15 protein-coding genes are annotated in these 19,971 nt (G+C 44.9%); 8 read left to right on the forward strand and 7 right to left on the reverse strand.

Annotated features, from left to right (window positions below; translation table 11 throughout):
* Nucleotides 1–3 precede the first annotated feature (3 nt).
* From ispE to NF543_RS07485, 5 genes are all read left to right on the forward strand, one after another.
* Nucleotides 4–807 carry a 4-(cytidine 5'-diphospho)-2-C-methyl-D-erythritol kinase gene (gene ispE / locus NF543_RS07465; protein WP_257667494.1) on the forward strand — a complete coding sequence of 268 codons (804 nt, stop codon included), beginning with the start codon at nt 4–6 and terminating at the stop codon, nt 805–807.
* A gap of 18 nt (nt 808–825) precedes the next feature.
* Nucleotides 826–1,347 carry a YdeI/OmpD-associated family protein gene (locus tag NF543_RS07470; protein ID WP_257667495.1) on the forward strand — a complete coding sequence of 174 codons (522 nt, stop codon included), beginning with the start codon at nt 826–828 and terminating at the stop codon, nt 1,345–1,347.
* Complete coding sequence (locus tag NF543_RS07475; protein WP_257667496.1) at nt 1,344–1,895, forward strand: peroxiredoxin; 552 nt, start codon at nt 1,344–1,346, stop codon at nt 1,893–1,895. Before NF543_RS07470 ends, NF543_RS07475 begins: the two co-directional genes overlap by 4 nt.
* A gap of 176 nt (nt 1,896–2,071) precedes the next feature.
* Complete coding sequence (locus NF543_RS07480) at nt 2,072–3,139, forward strand: fatty acid desaturase family protein (RefSeq protein WP_257667497.1); 1,068 nt, start codon at nt 2,072–2,074, stop codon at nt 3,137–3,139.
* Nucleotides 3,140–3,243: 104 nt separating this feature from the next.
* On the forward strand, nt 3,244–3,435 hold the full coding sequence (locus NF543_RS07485) for a cold-shock protein (protein WP_257667498.1): 192 nt from the start codon (nt 3,244–3,246) through the stop codon (nt 3,433–3,435).
* Between the two features lie 90 nt (nt 3,436–3,525).
* On the opposite strand, the gene NF543_RS07490 is transcribed toward NF543_RS07485, so the two are convergent.
* The 6 genes from NF543_RS07490 to xerD all read right to left on the reverse strand — a co-directional run bounded on the left by NF543_RS07490 (nt 3,526) and on the right by xerD (nt 13,439).
* Nucleotides 3,526–4,758, reverse strand: coding sequence for a DEAD/DEAH box helicase (locus NF543_RS07490; RefSeq protein WP_257667499.1), 1,233 nt, complete (start codon nt 4,756–4,758; stop codon nt 3,526–3,528).
* Nucleotides 4,759–4,997: 239 nt separating this feature from the next.
* Nucleotides 4,998–5,606 carry a hypothetical protein gene (locus tag NF543_RS07495; protein ID WP_257667500.1) on the reverse strand — a complete coding sequence of 203 codons (609 nt, stop codon included), beginning with the start codon at nt 5,604–5,606 and terminating at the stop codon, nt 4,998–5,000.
* A gap of 55 nt (nt 5,607–5,661) precedes the next feature.
* Nucleotides 5,662–7,986: a TonB-dependent receptor gene (locus NF543_RS07500; protein ID WP_257667501.1), complete on the reverse strand. Its 2,325-nt coding sequence runs from the start codon at nt 7,984–7,986 to the stop codon at nt 5,662–5,664.
* A 437-nt stretch (nt 7,987–8,423) separates the two neighbouring features.
* Nucleotides 8,424–11,177, reverse strand: a complete 2,754-nt coding sequence (locus NF543_RS07505) for an outer membrane beta-barrel protein (RefSeq protein ID WP_257667502.1) — start codon at nt 11,175–11,177, stop codon at nt 8,424–8,426.
* Nucleotides 11,178–11,275: 98 nt separating this feature from the next.
* A complete protein-coding gene (locus NF543_RS07510) occupies nt 11,276–11,854 on the reverse strand; it encodes a hypothetical protein (RefSeq protein WP_257667503.1) in 579 nt (192 codons plus the stop codon).
* 691 nt (nt 11,855–12,545) lie between these two features.
* Complete coding sequence (gene xerD, locus NF543_RS07515; RefSeq protein WP_257667890.1) at nt 12,546–13,439, reverse strand: site-specific tyrosine recombinase XerD; 894 nt, start codon at nt 13,437–13,439, stop codon at nt 12,546–12,548.
* Nucleotides 13,440–13,597: 158 nt separating this feature from the next.
* Here xerD and NF543_RS07520 point away from each other — a divergent pair, with 158 nt between their 5' ends.
* Nucleotides 13,598–14,386, forward strand: a complete 789-nt coding sequence (locus NF543_RS07520; RefSeq protein ID WP_257667504.1) for a mechanosensitive ion channel family protein — start codon at nt 13,598–13,600, stop codon at nt 14,384–14,386.
* Here the strand turns inward: NF543_RS07520 and NF543_RS07525 are convergent.
* Entirely contained in the window at nt 14,376–14,966 is a 591-nt protein-coding gene (locus NF543_RS07525) for a riboflavin synthase (protein ID WP_257667505.1), read from the reverse strand. The two genes, NF543_RS07520 and NF543_RS07525, sit on opposite strands and share 11 nt — an antisense overlap.
* A gap of 138 nt (nt 14,967–15,104) precedes the next feature.
* On the opposite strand from NF543_RS07525, the gene NF543_RS07530 reads away from it, so the two are divergent.
* Together NF543_RS07530 and NF543_RS07535 are read left to right on the forward strand one after the other, a co-directional pair.
* Nucleotides 15,105–16,313 (forward strand): Pycsar system effector family protein, encoded by a 1,209-nt coding sequence (locus NF543_RS07530; RefSeq protein WP_257667506.1) that lies wholly within the window; start codon nt 15,105–15,107, stop codon nt 16,311–16,313.
* Complete coding sequence (locus NF543_RS07535; RefSeq protein WP_257957452.1) at nt 16,297–19,944, forward strand: BamA/TamA family outer membrane protein; 3,648 nt, start codon at nt 16,297–16,299, stop codon at nt 19,942–19,944. The genes NF543_RS07530 and NF543_RS07535 overlap by 17 nt, the downstream gene beginning before the upstream one ends.
* Nucleotides 19,945–19,971 lie beyond the last annotated feature (27 nt).

Consider the following 19,971-nt stretch of genomic DNA (forward strand, 5'->3'; position numbering starts at 1 on the left):
AAAATGATTACGTTCGTAAACGCTAAGATTAATATCGGGTTACAAGTGCTCGGCCGCCGGGACGACGGATACCATAACCTTGAAACGGTTTTCTACCCCTTGAAGGTCTATGATGTACTGGAGGTGGTGGAGGCAGCGGCAACCCAGTTTATCCCTTCAGGATTGCCCATCCCCGATGATGGGCAAGCTAATCTCTGCCTAAGGGCTTACCGATTGCTGCAAGGTGAGTTTGACCTGCCTCCTGTACACATCTACCTGCATAAGGTAATCCCCATCGGTGCCGGGCTCGGCGGCGGTTCTGCAGACGCCGCTTTTTTATTGAAGGTACTTAACGATAAATTTCAATTGGGGCTAGATGAACTACGATTAACAACCTATGCGCGTCAGCTGGGGGCCGATTGTGCGTTCTTTATCAAGAACACCCCGGTATTGGCAACAGGAATCGGTGATTTGTTTGAGGATGTGCAAGTTGACTTATCATCTTACCATGTGGTGGTGGTTAAACCAGCGGTGCATGTTTCCACTGCAGATGCATATGGTACCGTAAAACCCGATCCAAAGGGAAAGGGGCTGGCTTCAGCGATAACCCTACCGGTGGAAGCATGGCGAGATTCGATTTTCAATGATTTCGAGGCGGGAATCTTTACTAAATATCCTGAAATAAGCGCCATAAAATCTTTGTTGTATGAAAACGGAGCACTATTTGCGGCGATGAGCGGTAGCGGATCAGCGGTATATGGCATATTCAAGGATAAAACGGAGCTCCCTGCGCTAGACGCAAGTTATGCCGTTTTTTATATCAATTGATACACTGATACCTACGATATGATGGTAAACTTCGACGCTGAAATAGTAAAAGATCATCGAAAAGGGGCCACACAGGGGTGGTCATATGTGGAAGTGCCCCAAGCGATCGCCCACCAGCTAAAACCCGGTTACAAGCAGGTTTACCGGGTGCGGGGGAAAATCGATGGTCAGCTATTTTCGGGCATGGCGCTGACACCCGCGGGTGATGGAGACTATAGCTTGCCCATCAATGGGAGGATGCGGAAATTGTTGAAGAAAGGGGAGGGGGATATGTTGTCCCTCAGTTTGGAAGAAGACAAAGACTTCACGATTGAAATGCCCGAAGACTTGGAAATATGCCTATTGGATGACGAAGCCGACTTGATGGGGCGCTTCATGGCATTAGCCAAATCGCATCGTAACTATTTCATCAATTACATCAACGGGGCCAAAACGGAGCCTACGCGAACAAAACGCATCGTGATGACCATAGAAGCCATGGCATTAGAACTCGATTTTGGCGCCATGATAAGACTGGATAAATCAAGGAGGATGGTATGAATAACGTGACAGGACGTATGGTACTGGCGATGGCCGTGCTCATAAGTGGTGCAATGGCTTGCGCACAAGAATCAGAAAACAAAACAAGGGATAACATGAACACATTGGAAATCGGTGATGAAGTACCCCATTTTGTCTTAAAAGACCAAGATGGAAATGAATTCGATATCAAGGATTACATCGGCAAGAAAAAACTGGTCATTTACTTTTATCCGAAAGATGAAAGCCCAGGATGTACCAAACAAGCCTGTGCATTCAGGGATGATTTTGAGGCGTATACCGATGCCGGAGCGATGGTCATTGGCATCAATTCCGGTGACGTAAAAAGTCATCAGTCTTTTGCCCAAAACCATCGGATACCGTTTACGCTGCTCAGCGATCCGGGAAATAAGGTATTGAAGGCTTTCGGGGTAAAAAATGTGTTGTTTTTCACCGGTCGGGAGACATTTGTTGTCGGGATTGACGGGCGGGTAGCCTTCAAATACCGCGCGATGATGAACGCCACCGAACACAACAACCACGTGTTGGATTTTCTGGAAAGCAAGTGATCAATAGGGTCTGGGACCGCGAGCTTCACTTTCCTTATAAGTAATATATTTTTTCTATGATTATTTTCCGGTATTTTTTATGTGAAAAAGATGTTAAATGTTGTTAAAAGGAATTAAACCAAGAGGTTATTAATTTTAATTGATTATCTTTCCCATCTTAATCGAAGAAAAAGAAAGTGTCAAAAATCAGTTTTAACAACAGCGGTTCAGCGTTTTCCAGTACATTGCGGCAGCGTGTCAACGGATATTTTAAGGCAAATAACATTTCCAATACAGGGAACAGGAGGCTATATATCAAAAGTGCCTTGCTGGCAGGGCTTGCCATTGCCAATTATGTATGCTTGGTTTTCTTTACACCGCCGGTGTGGATTGCTGTGATGCTGTGTATCTTATTAGGGATCAACCTGGCCACTGTAGGTTTCAATGTGATGCATGAGGGTGGCCACCAAAGTTTTTCCCGACACTCATGGCTCAATAAGGTATCGGCCTATTCGTTGAATATGATGGGTGGTACCATCTATTTTTGGAAGCAAAAACACAACATCAGCCATCATACGTTTACCAACGTGGATGGTCTTGACCATGATATTGATGTCAAATTCATGCGGATGCATGCGGACCAACCCCGGAAATGGTTTCACCGTTTCCAATTTACCTATTGGTTTGTACTATATGGCATTTCGTATATTGCGTGGGTGCTTTATCAAGATTTCGAGAAGTATTTCTCCGGAAGGATGGGCGTCAAGGCCGACCGGAAACCGATGCCTATAAGGGAGCATTTTATCTTTTGGTTAACCAAGTTGAGCTATATTGGAATTTATATCGCTGTCCCCGTAATGATGCTGGGCTGGTTACCGGCCTTAATCGGTTGGCTGATTGTAGGTACAGCTTGTGGCTTTTGCCTCGCTGTGGTTTTCCAATTAGCGCATGTGGTAGAGTCTACCAATTTTCCGAAACCAGATGCTGACACGCATAAAATCGAGCAGGAGTGGATGGTACATCAACTGAGTACCACCGCTAATTTTGCAACAAAAAGCAAAACGATTTCATGGTTACTTGGCGGACTCAATTTTCAAGTAGAGCATCACCTTTTCCCCCGGATAAGCCACGTGCACTATCCGGCCATCAACAAGCTCGTGAAAGAGACCTGTGCAGAATTCGATGTCGTCTATTTAGAGCACCGCAGTATGGTGCAAGCATTGGCATCCCATTTAAGGTTAATATACAGCTTGAGCAGGTCATAATCCGGTAGTCGATTTAGCAAAAATGATTAATTTAAAAAAATTAATTGATATTCAGGAATATATGCATACCTTTACACTTTATTCATATTTAATAATTTAATACAATGCCAGAAGGAGTAGTAAAGTTTTTCAATGAAACCAAGGGTTTCGGATTCATCACCCCCAATGAAGGTGGACGTGAGATTTTTGTTCATTCATCAGGGTTGAAAGACCGTATCCGTGAAAATGACGACGTTTCATACGACGTGGAACAAGGTCAAAAAGGATTAAACGCAGTAAATGTTAAGGTAATTTAAGACCTATTCAGATATTGTCAGAAGGCTGCCCTAAATTAGGGCAGCCTTTTTATTTTAATAAGAATTTTGGATCCTTTACAACAACTATCGTCAGACGGCGATTCGCCTATTCCACTTATTGTTCTTCTTATGATTGTTGTTTTTGTTGGGAGTTGATGACTTCTGGGTCTTTGCCGGTGGCCGTTCATATGACTCCAAGTCTCCCACAATAAAGGGATGTTTTGTTACCAATGGAAGTTGCTGCCCGATGAGCTTATTGATTTGCCAGAGGTATTCGCGCTCTTCCGAGTCACAGAATGACCACGCTTCTCCACTTGATCCAGCCCTTCCGGTCCGTCCGATACGGTGTACGTAGGTTTCGGGTTCGTTGGGAAGGTCGTAATTGATAACCAACGGTAAATCTTCCACATCAATACCTCTTGCGGCTATATCTGTCGCGATGAGTACACTCACCTTTCCTGATTTGAACCCGTTAAGTGCCTTCTGCCTGGCTTGCTGCGATTTGTTGCCGTGGATGGCTTCCGCAGCGATATTAGCTTGCTTTAGCTTTCTCACCACTTTATCGGCGCCATGTTTTGTTCTGCTAAAGACCAATACATGGTTTGCTCCTCCATGGAGAATCAGGTGTGTGAGCAACTTGATCTTGTCGATTTTGGCAACTGGATAGATGGATTGCACAACTTTTTCGGCCGTGGAAGATGCTGGAGTTACCTCTACTTTTGCAGGATTGTCCAATAAGGTATCAGCAAGTGAGGCAATCTCTTTGGGCATGGTGGCCGAAAACAACAAGGTCTGGCGTTTCTCGGGTATGAGTTTAAGGACTTTCTTGATATCGTTTATAAAACCCATGTCAAGCATCCGATCAGCCTCGTCCAGCACAAAAAACTCGATGTGCCTGAGTGAAACGATGCCTTGTTGTACCATATCTAACAACCTGCCGGGTGTAGCGACCAGTATATGGGGGTGCTTCCGGATGTCATTGGCTTGTTGGTGCGTAGAAACGCCTCCGAAAATGACGGAGTGGCGGATTTTCGTATTGCTGGAATAGTTTCCGATGTTTTCGCCGATCTGTATGGCCAGCTCCCTAGTGGGAGATAAGATAAGCGCGCGGATATTGGTCCTGTTATCCCTATGCGTGTTGTCTGACTCATGCAACAGCTGAATGATGGGGAGCGCGAATGCTGCGGTTTTACCGGTACCGGTTTGCGCACATCCTAATATATCGCGGTGTTTTAAAATTAATGGAATGGCCTGTTCTTGAATAGGTGTTGGGGTGTTATATCCCGAAGCTTTCAGTACCCGTAATAGTGGTTCAGAAAGCATTAAATTTGAAAATGACAATCTATTTAAATTTAAGGATGCAGAATAAATTAACGACATCCGTATGCTGCGGCAATGTATCGATACAAAGATGACAGCGCCGCAAAGATAGCGTTATTTCCTGTTATTAACAATATATTAGCCATAGCTAACACACAGGAGTATTCCTGTACCTTATTAGCATGTTTCTATGCGATATAGTTCGCATAGAAACATGCTATATATACTACATACTAACCAATTTAATGATCACCATGACCATCACCTTCCACTATATGCAGATCAAATTTCAAATTGAGGTCATTGGCACCGCCAAACTGTGTGTAATTGGGATTGTTCCAATCGGCTGCTGTGATGTTGCTTTTTACGCCTACATTAAGGTGCCGCAGTACGTAATTGAATGTAAAACCCGTTTCAGTGGCCTCCAGTACATGCAGGTATCCGGTTACTCCAACCTGTGCGTCAACATAAGTATAATCTAATACGCCGTCAGGGGCGCCTAATAGGAAGGCCTGGTGGATATCAGCATCGTCGACAAACTCATCCTGTACTTCATTACCGTCACTATCGTAGGCTGTCAATATCAATCGATAGGTTTTGCCTTCATCGAGATCGACATGTCCATTCCCCACGGGCGACATTTGTCGATCAAATTCAATCTCCACCGTTTCAGGATTATCAACGTCATGAGGGTGACTGCCGTGCCATTCCACTTCCACGAACGTCAATTTGGCTTTCGCTACTTCTTCCTGGGGTGGTTCAGGGGTGGGATCATCTTTACTGCACGAGGCAAATGTGATTATCCCAATTGCCAAGAACATCCATGCTACCTGTTTTACTAATTTTTCCATGATGTTAGCTTTAATTTAATTTGTTGTAAGTAAATAGTTAAATTTCAAATTGTTATTAAAATGAATAAGCGAGCTTTATGCTCATGTTCCGCCCGATATCATGGCTGAAATACCTGAATCGATTCATATACTCTTTGTATTGCTTGTTGAATAGATTCGTCGCCGATAGGGTGATGTCCAATGTCCGGTCGCCCCATGATAGCTGGGTGCCGGCGTATACCGCATACAATTGGTATGCAGGTGGCGGGGCGGCATAATCCGATTCCGGTTCATACCGCGTCTGGCGAAGCACGATGCGTTGCTCCAATTTTGCATACGTATGTTGCAAACTATTGGACATAAGCGGTATTTCCCAACGCAGGTGGTGGTCTGCCCGGTCTGCCGGGATATAGGGCAAATAGCTGCTGTGTTCGGTGTCTTTGGCCCGGATAATGGAGGCGTTGAGGTGATAGGAAAGCCCTACGGGCATACGGTATTGGCCGGCAAAATCAATGCCCCAGAAGCTGGCATTAGTCTGCACATACCGGAATATGGGAAATGTACCCCGTATACTTTGTAGGAACTCACCTGCCGAGGGCTGTGCATAGATATAGTGATGGATGTATTGGGCATACACATCCAGATCAAACGAAAACCGTTCGCCGGAATAGGAGGGACTCACCATCCATTTGTAGCTTTGCTCGCTCTCCATGTCTGGATCGCCGATTTCATAGAGAGCGGCCCCTTGGTGCAGGCCACTGCTATAGAGTTCATTGGCATTGGGTGCACGCCATGCCAAGCCGATGTTGCTACGCAATTGCCAGTCCGGGTGTAGATGTAAAACGCCTCCAACGGTACCGCTGAGGTTGTGAAATTGCCGGTAGCCGCCATAGTATTCCAATTGGCTATCATAACCAGCAGCATCAAACGTCCTGAAATCATAACGTAGCCCCGCTTCCCATTCATGGGTGTCTTTTACCAACCGTTGAATAGCGAATAAACCGGCGGTGAAGCTGTCGTAATTAGGTATTATTGGCGTATTTAGCGTGCCGGGAACATTGTTGTTGACTTGGAGCATGAGGTTGCTGCCCACCTGGGTTGTCCATCCCGCATAAGATGGCGTATGGTAGCTCGCATCGAGCGTTTGGGTGGTCAATACCATGTCAAGCATCGGCAAAGCATCGCGATCGCCACGGCGGATGTCATACTCTTGCCTGTGGTTGCGTTGGAGGCCGTATTGGATATCCAAGGATGCACCACTTGCCAGGTCTTGGTGCCATTTGATTTTACCCAAATCGTGTACCGCACGCTGGCGAGGGGGTTGGATCTGGTAAGAGAATCCGTAATTTTCCAATGGCCTGCCAGCGTCAACCCTGGCCTGAATATCATCGATATCGCCGATATGGGCACTGGTCAATATGCCCAAGGAGGTGTAGAAACGGCTATAATATGCGTCCAGCGAAGTGGTCGCCCGAGAGTACTGTAAGGCGGCTGAAAAGTTATATTCGCCCACTCCGGTATTACCTAAGTAATAATCCGCGGCCCGTATATTACCACCGCGTTTTGCTGTGCCCTGTACGCGCCAACTCAGTCCCTTGATGCGGTTGATCCCCGATTGCAACATGCCAGACAATACACCTATCTGTCCATTGGTGCTATACAAGGTATGGATTTCGCCCGAGAGGTGCGGGTCGACAGGCAGTGGAGGCGATGATACCAGGATAACTCCCCCAATGGCATCTGCACCATACCGTACACCTTCTGCGCCTTTGATCAGTTTGAAATCCTTGGCCATGAAAGGGTCGATTTCCGGTGCATGCTCGCTTCCCCATTGCTGACCCTCTTGGCGTACGCCATTATTGAGGATGAGGATACGATTGCCATACATTCCATTGATGACAGGCTTGGCAATCGTACTGCCGGTTTGCAACATGCTAACCCCCGGTAATGCATCGAATATTCCGGCCAATGTTCCTCCACGCGCTTCGGCTATCGCCTCTCGGGATACGGCCTTGGATGGATTGGTGGTCACAACAGACTGTTGATGGCCAACGACATCAACATCATGCAGCTTAATGTGGCCATGGCTAAGCGTGATGTTCAATGTTTCATTTCCAGCAAGTGTAAGCGTTGTAGTTATGCTATCAAAACCGATGCTGCTAGCCATTACCGTATAGGACGTACCCTCACAAAGCTGTGAAAACTGAAAATAACCATGGCCATCTGAAATCGTTTGGTGGATGCCGGGGCTAACTTTGATCGTTACCCCAGATAATGGTAGTTGGGTATCGTTATCGATAACTCTTCCCCGAAGCGTCAATGTACATGATTCATCTTGGGCGAATGCCAAGGAAACATATACGAAGAGTATGATTAAAAGTATCCCTTTTTGTATTCGCATGTTAGTTATAATCCTCACTTTGCTCTGCTTATGCCATCTTTACAGTGCGCAAAAATACAACAATGTTGTGTTATAACGTAAATTAAATGCAACAAAATTTCATTTATATTGGCGTTGTTGGTAGTTAGTTCATGGCTAATACCTAATAACTGTTAGCTTATTATGACCTCGGATGGAATTGCAAAAATACCGAGCGATGATTGAATGCTGACGAACATAATAGCCAGGTTTTGATTAGTTAATTTTTGCTACTAGTCGTGGCGGGGCTTTCCGTGCTCAGGCCGCACGAGCTCGTTAGTTATTCGCTTTCATACTTGCTTTTGATGGTGCTCATGCTTTCCCCGCCGGTTGGAGGTTCAGGTTGTCTTGTCAAAGTGACCAAACCGCTCGGCTGTGGATGCTCCATCCAGTTTTCGATGTGACCTTTGATTAACTTCTTACAAACCGAATCTCCTAAATTGATATGCCAAGGAAAACATATAGAATCGACCAAGTACATTGTTATGCCTCAGGGAAGACAATTCGGTGTTTACGTTGTATGAATATTGATTGTTGTTATCGAACAGATCATATATGCTGAAGGATAATAGGCCTTTACCATCTTTAAGAAACGATTTGGTCAATGATATGTTCCAAGTCAGTACATCCTGAGAGCCGAAATCGGAAGACTTGTTACCGTAGTAGCTCAAGTTTGAACTTATATCAAAAAGTGTTATACCCTTTAACCTCATGGTATTGGTGATAACCTGTTTAATGACATTTAGATTTTTTGAGGCGAGCGAGTTGTCAATGTGTTGATAGCCTAATTGGTAAGAAAAGCTGCATTGATATGTTAAGCTAAAGAAATTCATTATCAGCTGGCTTGATACTGAATTGGATTTCAGTCTATTGGGTTGTTCATTAACGTAATACTTGTTGCGCATAGAACTAAAATTCAGATTAAAGTTGGTGTTTACCCGGTTATTGAATAATGATTTGGTATAGGACGTGTTGGCGTTCAAGAACATGTATCCATTTACGTTTACTGGCTGTGAAATCCTTGCTCCTCTTTGGAGCGATACCTCATTAATTATTGTATCCCTTTCAAGGTATGATATCCTATCTGTTATCTTGTTCTCATTGATATTTAAGTTGATGATGGTGTTTAATGCGCTTTGACTTTTTGCTAGGATATAATTGTTGGATATTTGGACCTGGTGGTTTACTTCGTTTTTTAAATGGGAATTTCCCAGAGCTATCCTTTGCGGGTCTTGAATACTGGTTGCCTCTTGGAGCTGAAACAGACTTGGTGGTACCACACTTTTCGTGTAGTTTAACGACAGGCTATTATTGGGCCGGGGTGCAAACGAGATATTTAAAAATGGAAGGTAATTGCTGGTTGTAAATCTTTCTTTCGCGTCAGGGTTTAATCCGTCAGTATTTGCCTGTAAATATCTTTGGTAGTACATGCCAACAACGCTTCTCATCTTGGGTTTTGAATACGCCAGTCTGAATCCAAATGAACTATTGCTGTTCTGCGTCCTATAGTTGTGGGCAAGGAGGACATTGTCCCCTGTCCCTAAGTTTTCCCCGTCGGCTTCCATCGCATTGAAGATGCTATTCTTGAATTCATTGGTATTCCGATTAGTGGAGATAGACATTACTGTTTGTAATGAAATATCTTGATTCAGTGGTTCATTGTATTGCACGTTCATGGTATACTGGCGAGAAAAGTCGCTGCTAGTAGTCTCATAGTTGTTGCTATTTAATATCCCATTATCTGAGCTTTGGCTTTCGGTGGACAGGCTGTTGTTACGGCTGTTGTTGAAGTTGTTTAGGGCAGTGAAGGTGAGCGAAAGGCTACGTCCTGCTGAATCGATCTTGTAACTATACATCCCATTTATGACCGGGCTTGAAACGGAATAGTTGCCGTTGTTGCTGAGAAGCAGATTTCTTACATGATTGTCTTGTCCAATTATGCTCTGTGATGTCACGTCCTGCATCTTGTTGGTATTTAACTCAAAACCAGGGATAACCATCAAGGAATGCTTATTGCTTCGGTATTCAAGCTTGCTTGTAAGTTTGAAACCTTTCAGATTATCCTTGCCATCGACGCTTCGTCTTAATTCCCTTATACCTGATTCCTCCACACTGATTAAATCATCCGAATTCGACCTATTGTAAATCGCATTGTTGTTAACTTCAAGTCTTAACAGAAATTTGAGGTCCCTGTCCCTTTCATTGGAGTAATTAAGATCAAGGTTGGCGAAATAAGGTTTTTTTGCAGCATCCGCAATCGTACCAACCTCGTTACTGCCCATGCTACCCCAGCCCCTACTTATGTTATTCAGCGAAATATTGGAGGCGTATCTGTCCTTCTCCCTGAATGCGTTGGCTTCCACGTCAAGCTCCTTCAATTCCTCGGTCCCGAGTTGGCTACGCGCCTGTCCAAAATAACCTGTTCGTTTGTCCGGTTTGGTTACGATATCGATCTGTTTATAACGAAGGCCATCATCGAAGCCGGCGAAATCTGATTCCGGGCTTCTGGCATTGACGATTTTCACTTTGTCTATTGCTTCCGCCGGAATTATTTTCATGAGCTTCAAGGGATCGGTTAAAAAGAAATCACTGCCATCAACAGTGATCTTGGTTATTTCCGTTCCTTGCGCGATCAATTCCCCTTCGTGGTTTAAGTAAACACCCGGTATCTGGAAAAGGATGATATCCGCATCATCGTATTTACCGTATTTAAACTCTGACACATCGTAGATAACTGTGTCGCCACGGCGCTCCATAGAAGCCCTAGGGAGAGTAACGGAAACAGAGTCAAGCACATGGTTTTCCATACTCAGAAGGACTTCAAGGTAAACTCTGATTCCGGATTTAGCGGGTTCGTTTATGGGGAAAGTCCGCGGTCTATAGCCGATATGCGTAAATGATATGGCGGTGAAGCTGTCAACATCAACGCTGAATTCAAACCTGCCGTTCTTAATTGTTCGTGCTGCCAAGTATTTGGTACTATCTCCATCGTTGAACAGCGAAATATTTATGTTATCCAAAGGCAATAATGATGTTGAATCCAATACATGTCCATAATAAATTCTCTCCCGCTTTGTTTGCGCACTACTGGGAAAGGAACATATCAATGCCAGGGCAAGCGCGGAAATCGCTGTGGACGGAAAGCGGGGGACATAATGTGTTATCCTAAGCACAGTTATCAACTATTTAAAAAAAGGGAAATTACCAAGATCACAATAGATTTTGGTAATTCCCTGGTCACCCCCCTTAAACAAATTTGAAAATTAATTAATTAAAATGCCGATTTCAATACAGATTCAGAGATATAACCGGAATATTCCCTGACATTATATGTTTCAAGAATCCAATAAAGGCCTAACCAGTCCTTTTTCCTTCTCTGGGAAATCGTATATATTGTATGAAGCCTCGATGAAAAATGTACATACTCATTATCTTCCGAGTTGGATGGCAACCAAATGAACTGGGTGCGATTGTTGGGAGTGTTGTTATTATTAAACACTTTATACGCCACTGGTATACCATCGTCGCTGGGAACCCCTATCGTAGTGTAGGCATATGGCCCCGGGTTTATACTGTACCCCCATGCCACGTAGGAAGGGCCAACAACGTTGATATCCTTCTTCTGACCTTGGGGGCCATTATTTGTGTCAAAGAAGAAATCAAATTCCAAAAGCGCATAGTACTTGTTATCTGCTCCCCTCTGTACCTTTTTGATTCCCTTATAGACAACTTGGTCACCGGGTAATGGATTGTAATAAGGTATATCGCTCCAAGGGATTTGCGCACTTGCTGAATTGCTTATAAATAGAACCGATGCAAATAAAATAAAAAACTGTTTTAACTTTTTCATAAGATTAAATTTTTAATTGAATAAGGGGCGATAAATACAACTAAGTTGCGAAACAATGTTAGGCAAAAGATTTTAGCTTCGCAAGTTATTTTTATTTAAACTTAATGTTTCACTCCGTAGCAGAGCTGCGAGGTGTCCCGTGGCGTCAAAACAAACGTAGTTGACCTTTGTACCACGGCTTATTTATTCTTTTCCCCTTTTCCTTGATTGGAAACATATCTCTTTATTATTTATTTCTTCATTCGCATATTGAGCAACTGTGTTGATATAATAGCCATCCGTCCAAAATTGGCCACCCGATAATTGCTGTTCTATCTCCTGATGCATCCTGAACAACTCTTACGCTGTTATACTTTTTATCCGCTGGACTATAACCTTGGGAGATAACATCGGAACACCCTATCTCAATAAAATAAATCCTCATATTGCCGCTATTTCTCCACATATCAAACCTATACTATGAGAGACTCCCGAACTTAATACCGAACGCCTGTACTTTATAGTAACTACAATGTGAGACAGCAGCAAACTCTTGTTGTGTCGCCTGTGGATATGATCGCCCCATGTAGCAAAGATAATCTGCTTGCCACTTTTGCCCCGCAGCAGAGCTGCGAGGAATTCTGCTGATTAAACGCAACAAAATTTCATTTCCGTAAGCATAAGCATGGGTACGACGTGCAACGCCGTTAGCTTACGATCGTGGGTGGTATTGGATAATGACTGAACGCAGGTAGTCACGATCTATATGGGTATAAATTTCCGTGGTAGTGATGCTTTCATGGCCTAGCATTTCCTGCACGGCACGTAAATCGGCGCCGCCTTCTACCAAATGGCTAGCAAAGGAATGCCGGAAGGTGTGCGGGCTTATTTTCTTTTTTAATCCCATTTTTTTTGCCAGTTCCTTGATGATCAGGAATACCATGACACGGGATAGGGGAGAACCTCGCCGGTTGAGAAACACAAAATCCTCATACCCCGGCTTAATTTTTTGGTGTACACGCACTTCTTCCAAGTATATGTGGAGGTATTTCGCTGCTTGTGTTCCGATGGGCACCAAGCGTTCCTTGCTTCCTTTACCTTCTACTTTTATAAATTCCACATCGAGAAAGAGGTTGGAAATCTTGAGTCCGACCAATTCACTGACCCGGAGGCCACAGCCGTATAATATTTCGAGTATGGCCTTGTTGCGCATACCTTCAGGCGCTGAAAGATCAATGGCCGCTATGAGGCCATCGATTTCGGTGATATTAAGTACGTCGGGGATTTTCCGCCCTAAACGGGGAGCTTGGATAAGCGCCGTTGGGTTTTCCAGCAGTCCATGTTCAATACTAAGGAAAAGATAAAATGTTTTGACGCCTGAAAGGATGCGTGCTTGGCTATATGCTGATATTCCGAAGCTATTGATCCAGGTAAGGAAAGCCTGGATATGCTTAGGCGTGATTTCCATGGGTCGGATATGGTCCGGTTCTGCATACCGCTGCAATTTGCTCACATCATTCAGGTAAGCATCCACGGTATTGGTAGACATGGCTCGCTCCAATTGAAGGTATTGTTTGAACGCCGTGATTGTCGCTTCCCAGTCCATCATTACATCGGGGTGTTTGATATACATATATATATCGACAAATATAATGGATATCTGTAATAAGGGTTGCTATTCATTTATTTGAAATGGCTATTTTTACATCGCCCTTGCTAAAAGTCTTGTACTTTTGCGCTAGTTTTTTTGTAACCTGCTTATTTATGGATAAGATACAATTGGCATTGGAACACATCATCGACTCGGTATTGTCAAGTATACCGAGCATCGTATTGGCCATTATCATTTTGGTGTTGGGAAGCTGGTCCATCCGGATGATTATGAAAATTATTCGCCGCAGGTTCGAGCGACGTAATGTAGATCTGTCGCTCCGGGATTTCGTAGGCAGTATCATCAAATTCATCCTGTATACGATGCTTATCCTGTCTGCTGCATCAATGATCGGCATACGCACGACATCGTTTATCGCCGTATTGGGGGCGGCAAGTCTTTCCATCGGCCTAGCCCTGCAAGGTAGCCTAGCCAATTTTGCGGGTGGCGTACTGATTTTACTGTTCCGGCCTTTCAGGGTTGGAGACTTTGTCGATAGTGCTGGGGGAGCTTCGGGTATGGTGGAGAGAATAGATATTCTGTATACCACGATGCGTACTGCTGACGGTATTGCAGTGTTTGCTCCCAATGGCCCCCTTGCCAATTCCGTTATCACCAATTATTCAAATATCACAAACCGAAGGGCGGAATATAAAATAAGCATCTCCAATGGCTCAGACATCAAACGGGCCAGGGGAGTGATTCTACAGGCGCTCGCGGCTGATAAGCGGCTATTGGTTGCTCCGGCACCAGAGGTGCGTGTTGCCGAATTGACGGAAAGCTCAGTAAATCTGTTGATCAGATGTTGGGTAGAAAAGCAGCTTTATTGGGATGTTTATTTCGATAATCTTGAAAAGATTAAGATAGCACTTGACACCCATGACATTTCGCTTACCTCCTGAGCTCCATTATCCGCGACACGTACTTACCAATAATGTCAAATTCGAGGTTGACGGTATCACCTGGTTTCACATGCTTGAGGTTGGTATTTTCAAAGCTATAGGGAATGATGGCTACGGAAAAGTGGTCGAGTTGGGAATCTACCACCGTGAGGCTGATGCCATTAACCGTGATGGAACCTTTTTCAACCGTGATGTTGCCCGCATTGGTGTCATACTGGAAGGTATATAGCCAGCTACCCTGTTGATCTTCCACGCTGATGCAAGTGGCAATTTGGTCGACATGCCCCTGCACGATATGCCCATCAAAACGATCGCCAACCCGTGTACAGCGCTCCAGGTTGACTGGATATCCAACGGACAGTGATTCCAAGTTGCTTTTTTGAAGCGTTTCTGCAATGGCCGTGACGGTATGACAACCGGGGGATCTAGCCACCACAGTGAGGCATACGCCGTTATGGGATACACTTTGGTCTATTTTTAGTTCATCAGAAATTGCTGATATGACTTGGATGTGGAGATTTGCACCTTCTTTTTGGAGATTGGTAATCGTGCCTAATGTTTCGATAATGCCTGTGAACATGGGTTACTTGATTGCTTAAAACTACAAAGATACATGAATTTTCGATGTTTTTTACGTGATCATGTAGGGTTGTTTTTTTATGCGTAAGAACTCCGTATCTTTATGCGCTTATGAACTAGACCATGTAAAATAAATAGGATGGATTACAACAAAATAATTGATGACGCGGCAACTTGGGTTAAACAATATTTTGAAGGAAAGAATACGAGCATCTATTGTTTCCATGATTTGACCCATACCCTTGACGTAGTGGCTGCTGCACAGCAGATGGCGGAGCATTATAAGCTTGGTGAAAAAGAAAGGTTCATCGTCATAATCGCTACCTATTTTCATGACTTAGGGTATTTTTCTGGTGGAGCCGTAGGCCATGAATTACGCAGTGCCGACTTAGCTGAAAGTTTCCTCAGACAGCGAGATATCGATAAGGATGTCATCGATTCCATCAAGAAGTGCATCATGGCGACACACTTGCCCCAAACACCTGGGAATCTCTTAGAGTCGATTGTCTGTGATGCCGATTTATTTCACTTGGGAAGCGATCATTTTGTTGATCGCAACAAATTGATGAGAAAGGAAAAGAAAGCGACTTCAGGCGTGATCCTCACTAACGACGATTGGTGCCGAGGTACCTTGTCACTTATGAACACGCATCATTATCACACCACATATGCTCAACAATTATTGAATGACAAGAAAGCGGAGAACATGGCAGCTTTGCGTGAACAGGAAAACGAGAACAACTTAACAAATAACAACGAAGGGGAGCCGCACGTACCCAAAGGCAGCAAGAAAAAAAAGGAAGCTAATGATCGGCCCGATCGAGGCATCGAAACCATGTTTAGGGTTACATCGACCAACAACCAGCGACTAAGCGATATGGCTGACAATAAAGCCAATATCCTTTTAACCGTGAATTCCATTATCCTATCGGTGGTTATTGCCTTGCTGCTCCGCAAACTTGACAATAATGTATACCTGACTATTCCTACGTTCATGTTGCTGATTGTAAGTTTGTCAACCATGGTGGTGGCCATCCTCGCTACACGACCTAAAATACCCGATGGGAAATTTAACGACGAAGATGTAACAAACAAAAAGGTAAACCTGCTTTTCTTCGGCAATTTTTATAAAATGGGGCTAGATGAATACTACGAAGGGATGAAAAAAGTGATGGAAGATCGTGAATTTCTCTATGGTACCCTGACGAGGGATGTATATTCACAGGGTGTTGTGTTAGGACGGAAATACAAGCTTCTTCGACTCGCATACAGTATCTTCATGTTTGGATTGATTTCGTCTGTATTGGCGTTTCTTGTAGCGATCATCGGTTATGATTTTATTGACTAACGCGGTGGATAAAACACTATTTATTTTAGTAGTAGCGCTGTTGTCGGCTTTAGTAATGAAAGCCAACGCCCAGGACAGCATCAGGGCACGGGTCATTTATATCGGTGACGCCGGTGAAATCAACCACAAACAGGAAGCTATCATTCCCCGTGCAGCGGAACTGATTATTCCCGGTAAAACAACGGTTATGTTCCTTGGCGACAACATCTATCCCCGGGGAATGGGGTTGCCGGGCAGCCCTGAAGAACAGCGGACAAAAGAAATCCTAAGGGCGCAATTCGAACCCATGCGAGCTAAGAATGCACCCGTTTATTTCATCCCAGGCAATCATGATTGGGACCGGATGGGTAAGCAGGGGTATGCCAAAATAAGGGCGCAATGGCAATATCTGGAGGACCAACAGGATTCCTTATTAAAGATGGTGCCACCAAATGGTTGTCCGGATCCCGTTGACATTGTGCTTTCTGATAGCCTTGTCTTGATTGCCTATGACAGTGAATGGTGGGTTTTCCCCCATGAGCGCAGCAGTGACCAGGTTGAATGCGAATGTGAAACCGAAGGGCAGGTAATCGAACGGTTGGAGGAAATGCGCTATAAGCATCATGACAAGACTATACTATTGACTTCCCATCATCCTTTCCGTTCCTATGGTGTGCATGGTGGGTATTACTCCTGGAAACATCATGTCTTCCCGCTCACTGCCGCCAAAAAAAACTTATATATCCCATTGCCCGCCATCGGGTCGTTATATCCGCTACTTCGGAGAACGGTACTCCTCAATCCGGAAGATATGCCACATCCTATTTATAAAAAAATGATAGCCGATGTGAGCGAGGTATTCGAAAGTTTCGACAACATCATCCATTTCTCCGGGCATGATCATGGGCTACAGCTCATTAAAGATGGAGATTTCATTCAGGTGGTCAGTGGTTCTGGCGCAAAAGATTCCTACGCAAAAAAAGGGCGAAACTCATTGTTTGCATATCCAAAGCAAGGGTTTGTAACGTTAGATTACCTCAATGACAGGAGTAGCCGGATCACCTATTATACATACGCTCATGATAGCATAACCGAAGCTTTCTCGTATACCGTGCCCTATACAGACCCCCAACCGCTGCTCGATTCGGTGTACGGCGAAACGATAGGGTCCGACAGTATGTGGGTACAGGCCAACGAGAAATTTGAGCAAGCGGGGAGTTTTCGCCGCACGTTTTTCGGAGAGAACTATCGTAAGGAGTGGGCGGCGGAGGCCAAAGTCCCTGTCATCCGCATATCCGAAATACACGGTGGGCTCACTCCCTTGAAACGTGGTGGAGGTATGCAATCTGTTACACTTAGACTGGAGGACCCTTCGGGGAAACAATGGGTGATCAGGAGTGTAAACAAAAGGTCGGAAGCGCTGCTCCCGGAAGCACTGCACCATACGCTGGCACATGATTTCCTTGATGATGCCAACAGTGCCCAACACCCGTATTCCGCATTGATGATACCTCCTTTGGCTAATGCGGTAAATGTGCCCGCTACTAATCCTGTCATTGGCATCATTGCCCCTGATAGCGCGCTAGGTGCGTATAATGCAGTTTTTGCCAACACACTTTGCTTACTCGAAGAACGGGAGCCCTTGGGCGATTCCGACAACACCCTCAAAATGATGCACAACATCTATAACGACAACGACGACATCTATAAAGCAAAAACGTTCCTGCGGGCGCGGATACTCGACGTGCTTGTCAACGACTGGGACAGGCATGAAGACCAATGGCGTTGGCGCGATGTGAATAAAGGGAAGAAAGGCGAAGACAGGGATTATCTGGTGGTCCCCCGTGACAGGGATCAGGCACTTCGCCTCACAGAAGGTGTTTTCCCGAAAATCGCCTCCAAGCCTTTTGCGTTACCCATGATGGAGGGATTCGCGCCTGAAATCAAGCGGGTGAATTACTCGATGCTCAAGTCTCATTTCCTCAATGCACACCCTAAAACCCAATTCAATTACGAAGAATGGACGGAAATCGTGAACGATTTCGTAGCTGATATGACCGATAGCATCTTGGAAGAAGGTATAAAGCGACTGCCCGAATCGACCTATGAAACCAGACGTGCCCAGCTGCTTAATGTTTTAAAGCAAAGGCGAGATAACCTACCAAAGGAAATGGACAAGCACTATCGGTTCATTAACCGCATTGTCGACATCAAGGTAAGCAATAAGCATGAAAAAGTAATCGTGGAAGATGCACCCGGCAATGCCTTGCGGGTGACTATCCGGAAGATTAATAAAGAAAGCGAGGTGAAAGGGAAGCTGATGGAAAAAATTTATGATCCAGGGTTAACCAAGGAAATTCGTATATACCTAGCTGCTGGTCATGACAGTGTGATGGTCAATACATCCAAATCGCCCATTAAGTTGCGGATCATTGGCGGTACCGGCGATAAGCACTATGATGTACAGTCATCCAGCAAGCGCGTGCACATATATGACCGTGGTATCCGTTCCTCCTTTACCGGTGACACCAAGCATATCCGCAAACATTTGCGTACCGACAGCGCTAATACAGCCTTTGTACCGGTAAACCTATACAACATTTGGTTGCCATTGATAGCTGCCGGTTACAACGCTGACGACGGCGTATTGCTCGGCGCCGGATTCAAATACACCCACCAGCGTGGATTCAGGAAAACTCCGTTTACCCATGTCCAGGAGTTTGTGATTTCAAGTTCCTTTGCCACAGGAGCCATAAAGGCGAGGTACAACGGGCAATGGAAAGAAGCTATTGGCAAGGCCGATATCGTGATGGAAGCGCGTGCTTTTGTTCCAAGCACGCAGAATTATTTCGGACTTGGCAACGCTTCCGAGTACGATCGGGATACCTATGACGCTGCGTATTATCGGGCCAGGTTTAGCCTATATGAGTTTCAACCCGCCCTACAATGGCATCCCAACAGCACCACCACGCTACGTATGGGCCCGGCTTTGCAGTTCTATCAATTTAGGCAATCGGATAACGCGGGTCGGTTCGTCAATCAAGCCGGTCAATTACATACTTACGATAGTCTCACCGTACATCAAGATAAATCTTTTGCCGGCCTATTGCTTGGTTTCATCAAAGACAACCGTAACAGCAAGATAATACCTACCCGTGGAGGCCATTTTCAGACCAATGTCAAGGGGTATACGGGCTTGAACGGGCATGCCAAGTCATTCGTACAGGCAACGGCTGAACTATCGGTATACGGAAGTATTGCACAAGATGCCATTGTGGTGGCCAATCGTATAGGAGGTGGTACAACGTATGGAAACACGACGTTTTATCAATCCCTGTTTTTAGGGGGGCAAGGTAATCTGAGGGGATTCAGGCAATTCAGGTATGCGGGCGAACATCTTTTTTACAACAACCTCGAATTGCGGATGAAGGTGGCACAAGTAGGTAATTACATCATGCCCGGTCAATTGGGCATGATCGCATTTTATGACGTGGGCAAAGTTTGGGCAAATGGGTACAACAGTAATCGTATCCACCAAGGTAAAGGAGGGGGCATTTATTATACGCCGGCAAACATCGCCGTATTGCAACTCGTCGCTGGGCACTCAAAGGAAGGGTGGTATCCTTATTTTAGCATGGGTTTCCGTTTCTAACCAGCAGGTATTATTTTAAAAGTCAAA

It is taken from the genome of Parapedobacter tibetensis, from assembly GCF_024704835.1.
Taxonomy (GTDB): domain Bacteria; phylum Bacteroidota; class Bacteroidia; order Sphingobacteriales; family Sphingobacteriaceae; genus Parapedobacter; species Parapedobacter tibetensis.

What these genes read in the sequence shown, in the direction of transcription:
- NF543_RS07520 (WP_257667504.1), top strand. Translation starts at nt 13,598, where the DNA reads ATGGATAAGATACAATTGGCATTGGAACACATCATCGACTCGGTATTG.
- xerD (WP_257667890.1), bottom strand. Translation starts at nt 13,439, where the DNA reads ATGGACTGGGAAGCGACAATCACGGCGTTCAAACAATACCTTCAATTG.
- NF543_RS07530 (WP_257667506.1), top strand. Translation starts at nt 15,105, where the DNA reads ATGGATTACAACAAAATAATTGATGACGCGGCAACTTGGGTTAAACAA.
- NF543_RS07485 (WP_257667498.1), top strand. Translation starts at nt 3,244, where the DNA reads ATGCCAGAAGGAGTAGTAAAGTTTTTCAATGAAACCAAGGGTTTCGGA.
- NF543_RS07535 (WP_257957452.1), top strand. Translation starts at nt 16,297, where the DNA reads ATGATTTTATTGACTAACGCGGTGGATAAAACACTATTTATTTTAGTA.
- NF543_RS07525 (WP_257667505.1), bottom strand. Translation starts at nt 14,966, where the DNA reads ATGTTCACAGGCATTATCGAAACATTAGGCACGATTACCAATCTCCAA.
- NF543_RS07475 (WP_257667496.1), top strand. Translation starts at nt 1,344, where the DNA reads ATGAATAACGTGACAGGACGTATGGTACTGGCGATGGCCGTGCTCATA.
- NF543_RS07470 (WP_257667495.1), top strand. Translation starts at nt 826, where the DNA reads ATGATGGTAAACTTCGACGCTGAAATAGTAAAAGATCATCGAAAAGGG.
- NF543_RS07510 (WP_257667503.1), bottom strand. Translation starts at nt 11,854, where the DNA reads ATGAAAAAGTTAAAACAGTTTTTTATTTTATTTGCATCGGTTCTATTT.
- NF543_RS07490 (WP_257667499.1), bottom strand. Translation starts at nt 4,758, where the DNA reads ATGCTTTCTGAACCACTATTACGGGTACTGAAAGCTTCGGGATATAAC.
- NF543_RS07495 (WP_257667500.1), bottom strand. Translation starts at nt 5,606, where the DNA reads ATGGAAAAATTAGTAAAACAGGTAGCATGGATGTTCTTGGCAATTGGG.
- ispE (WP_257667494.1), top strand. Translation starts at nt 4, where the DNA reads ATGATTACGTTCGTAAACGCTAAGATTAATATCGGGTTACAAGTGCTC.
- NF543_RS07500 (WP_257667501.1), bottom strand. Translation starts at nt 7,986, where the DNA reads ATGCGAATACAAAAAGGGATACTTTTAATCATACTCTTCGTATATGTT.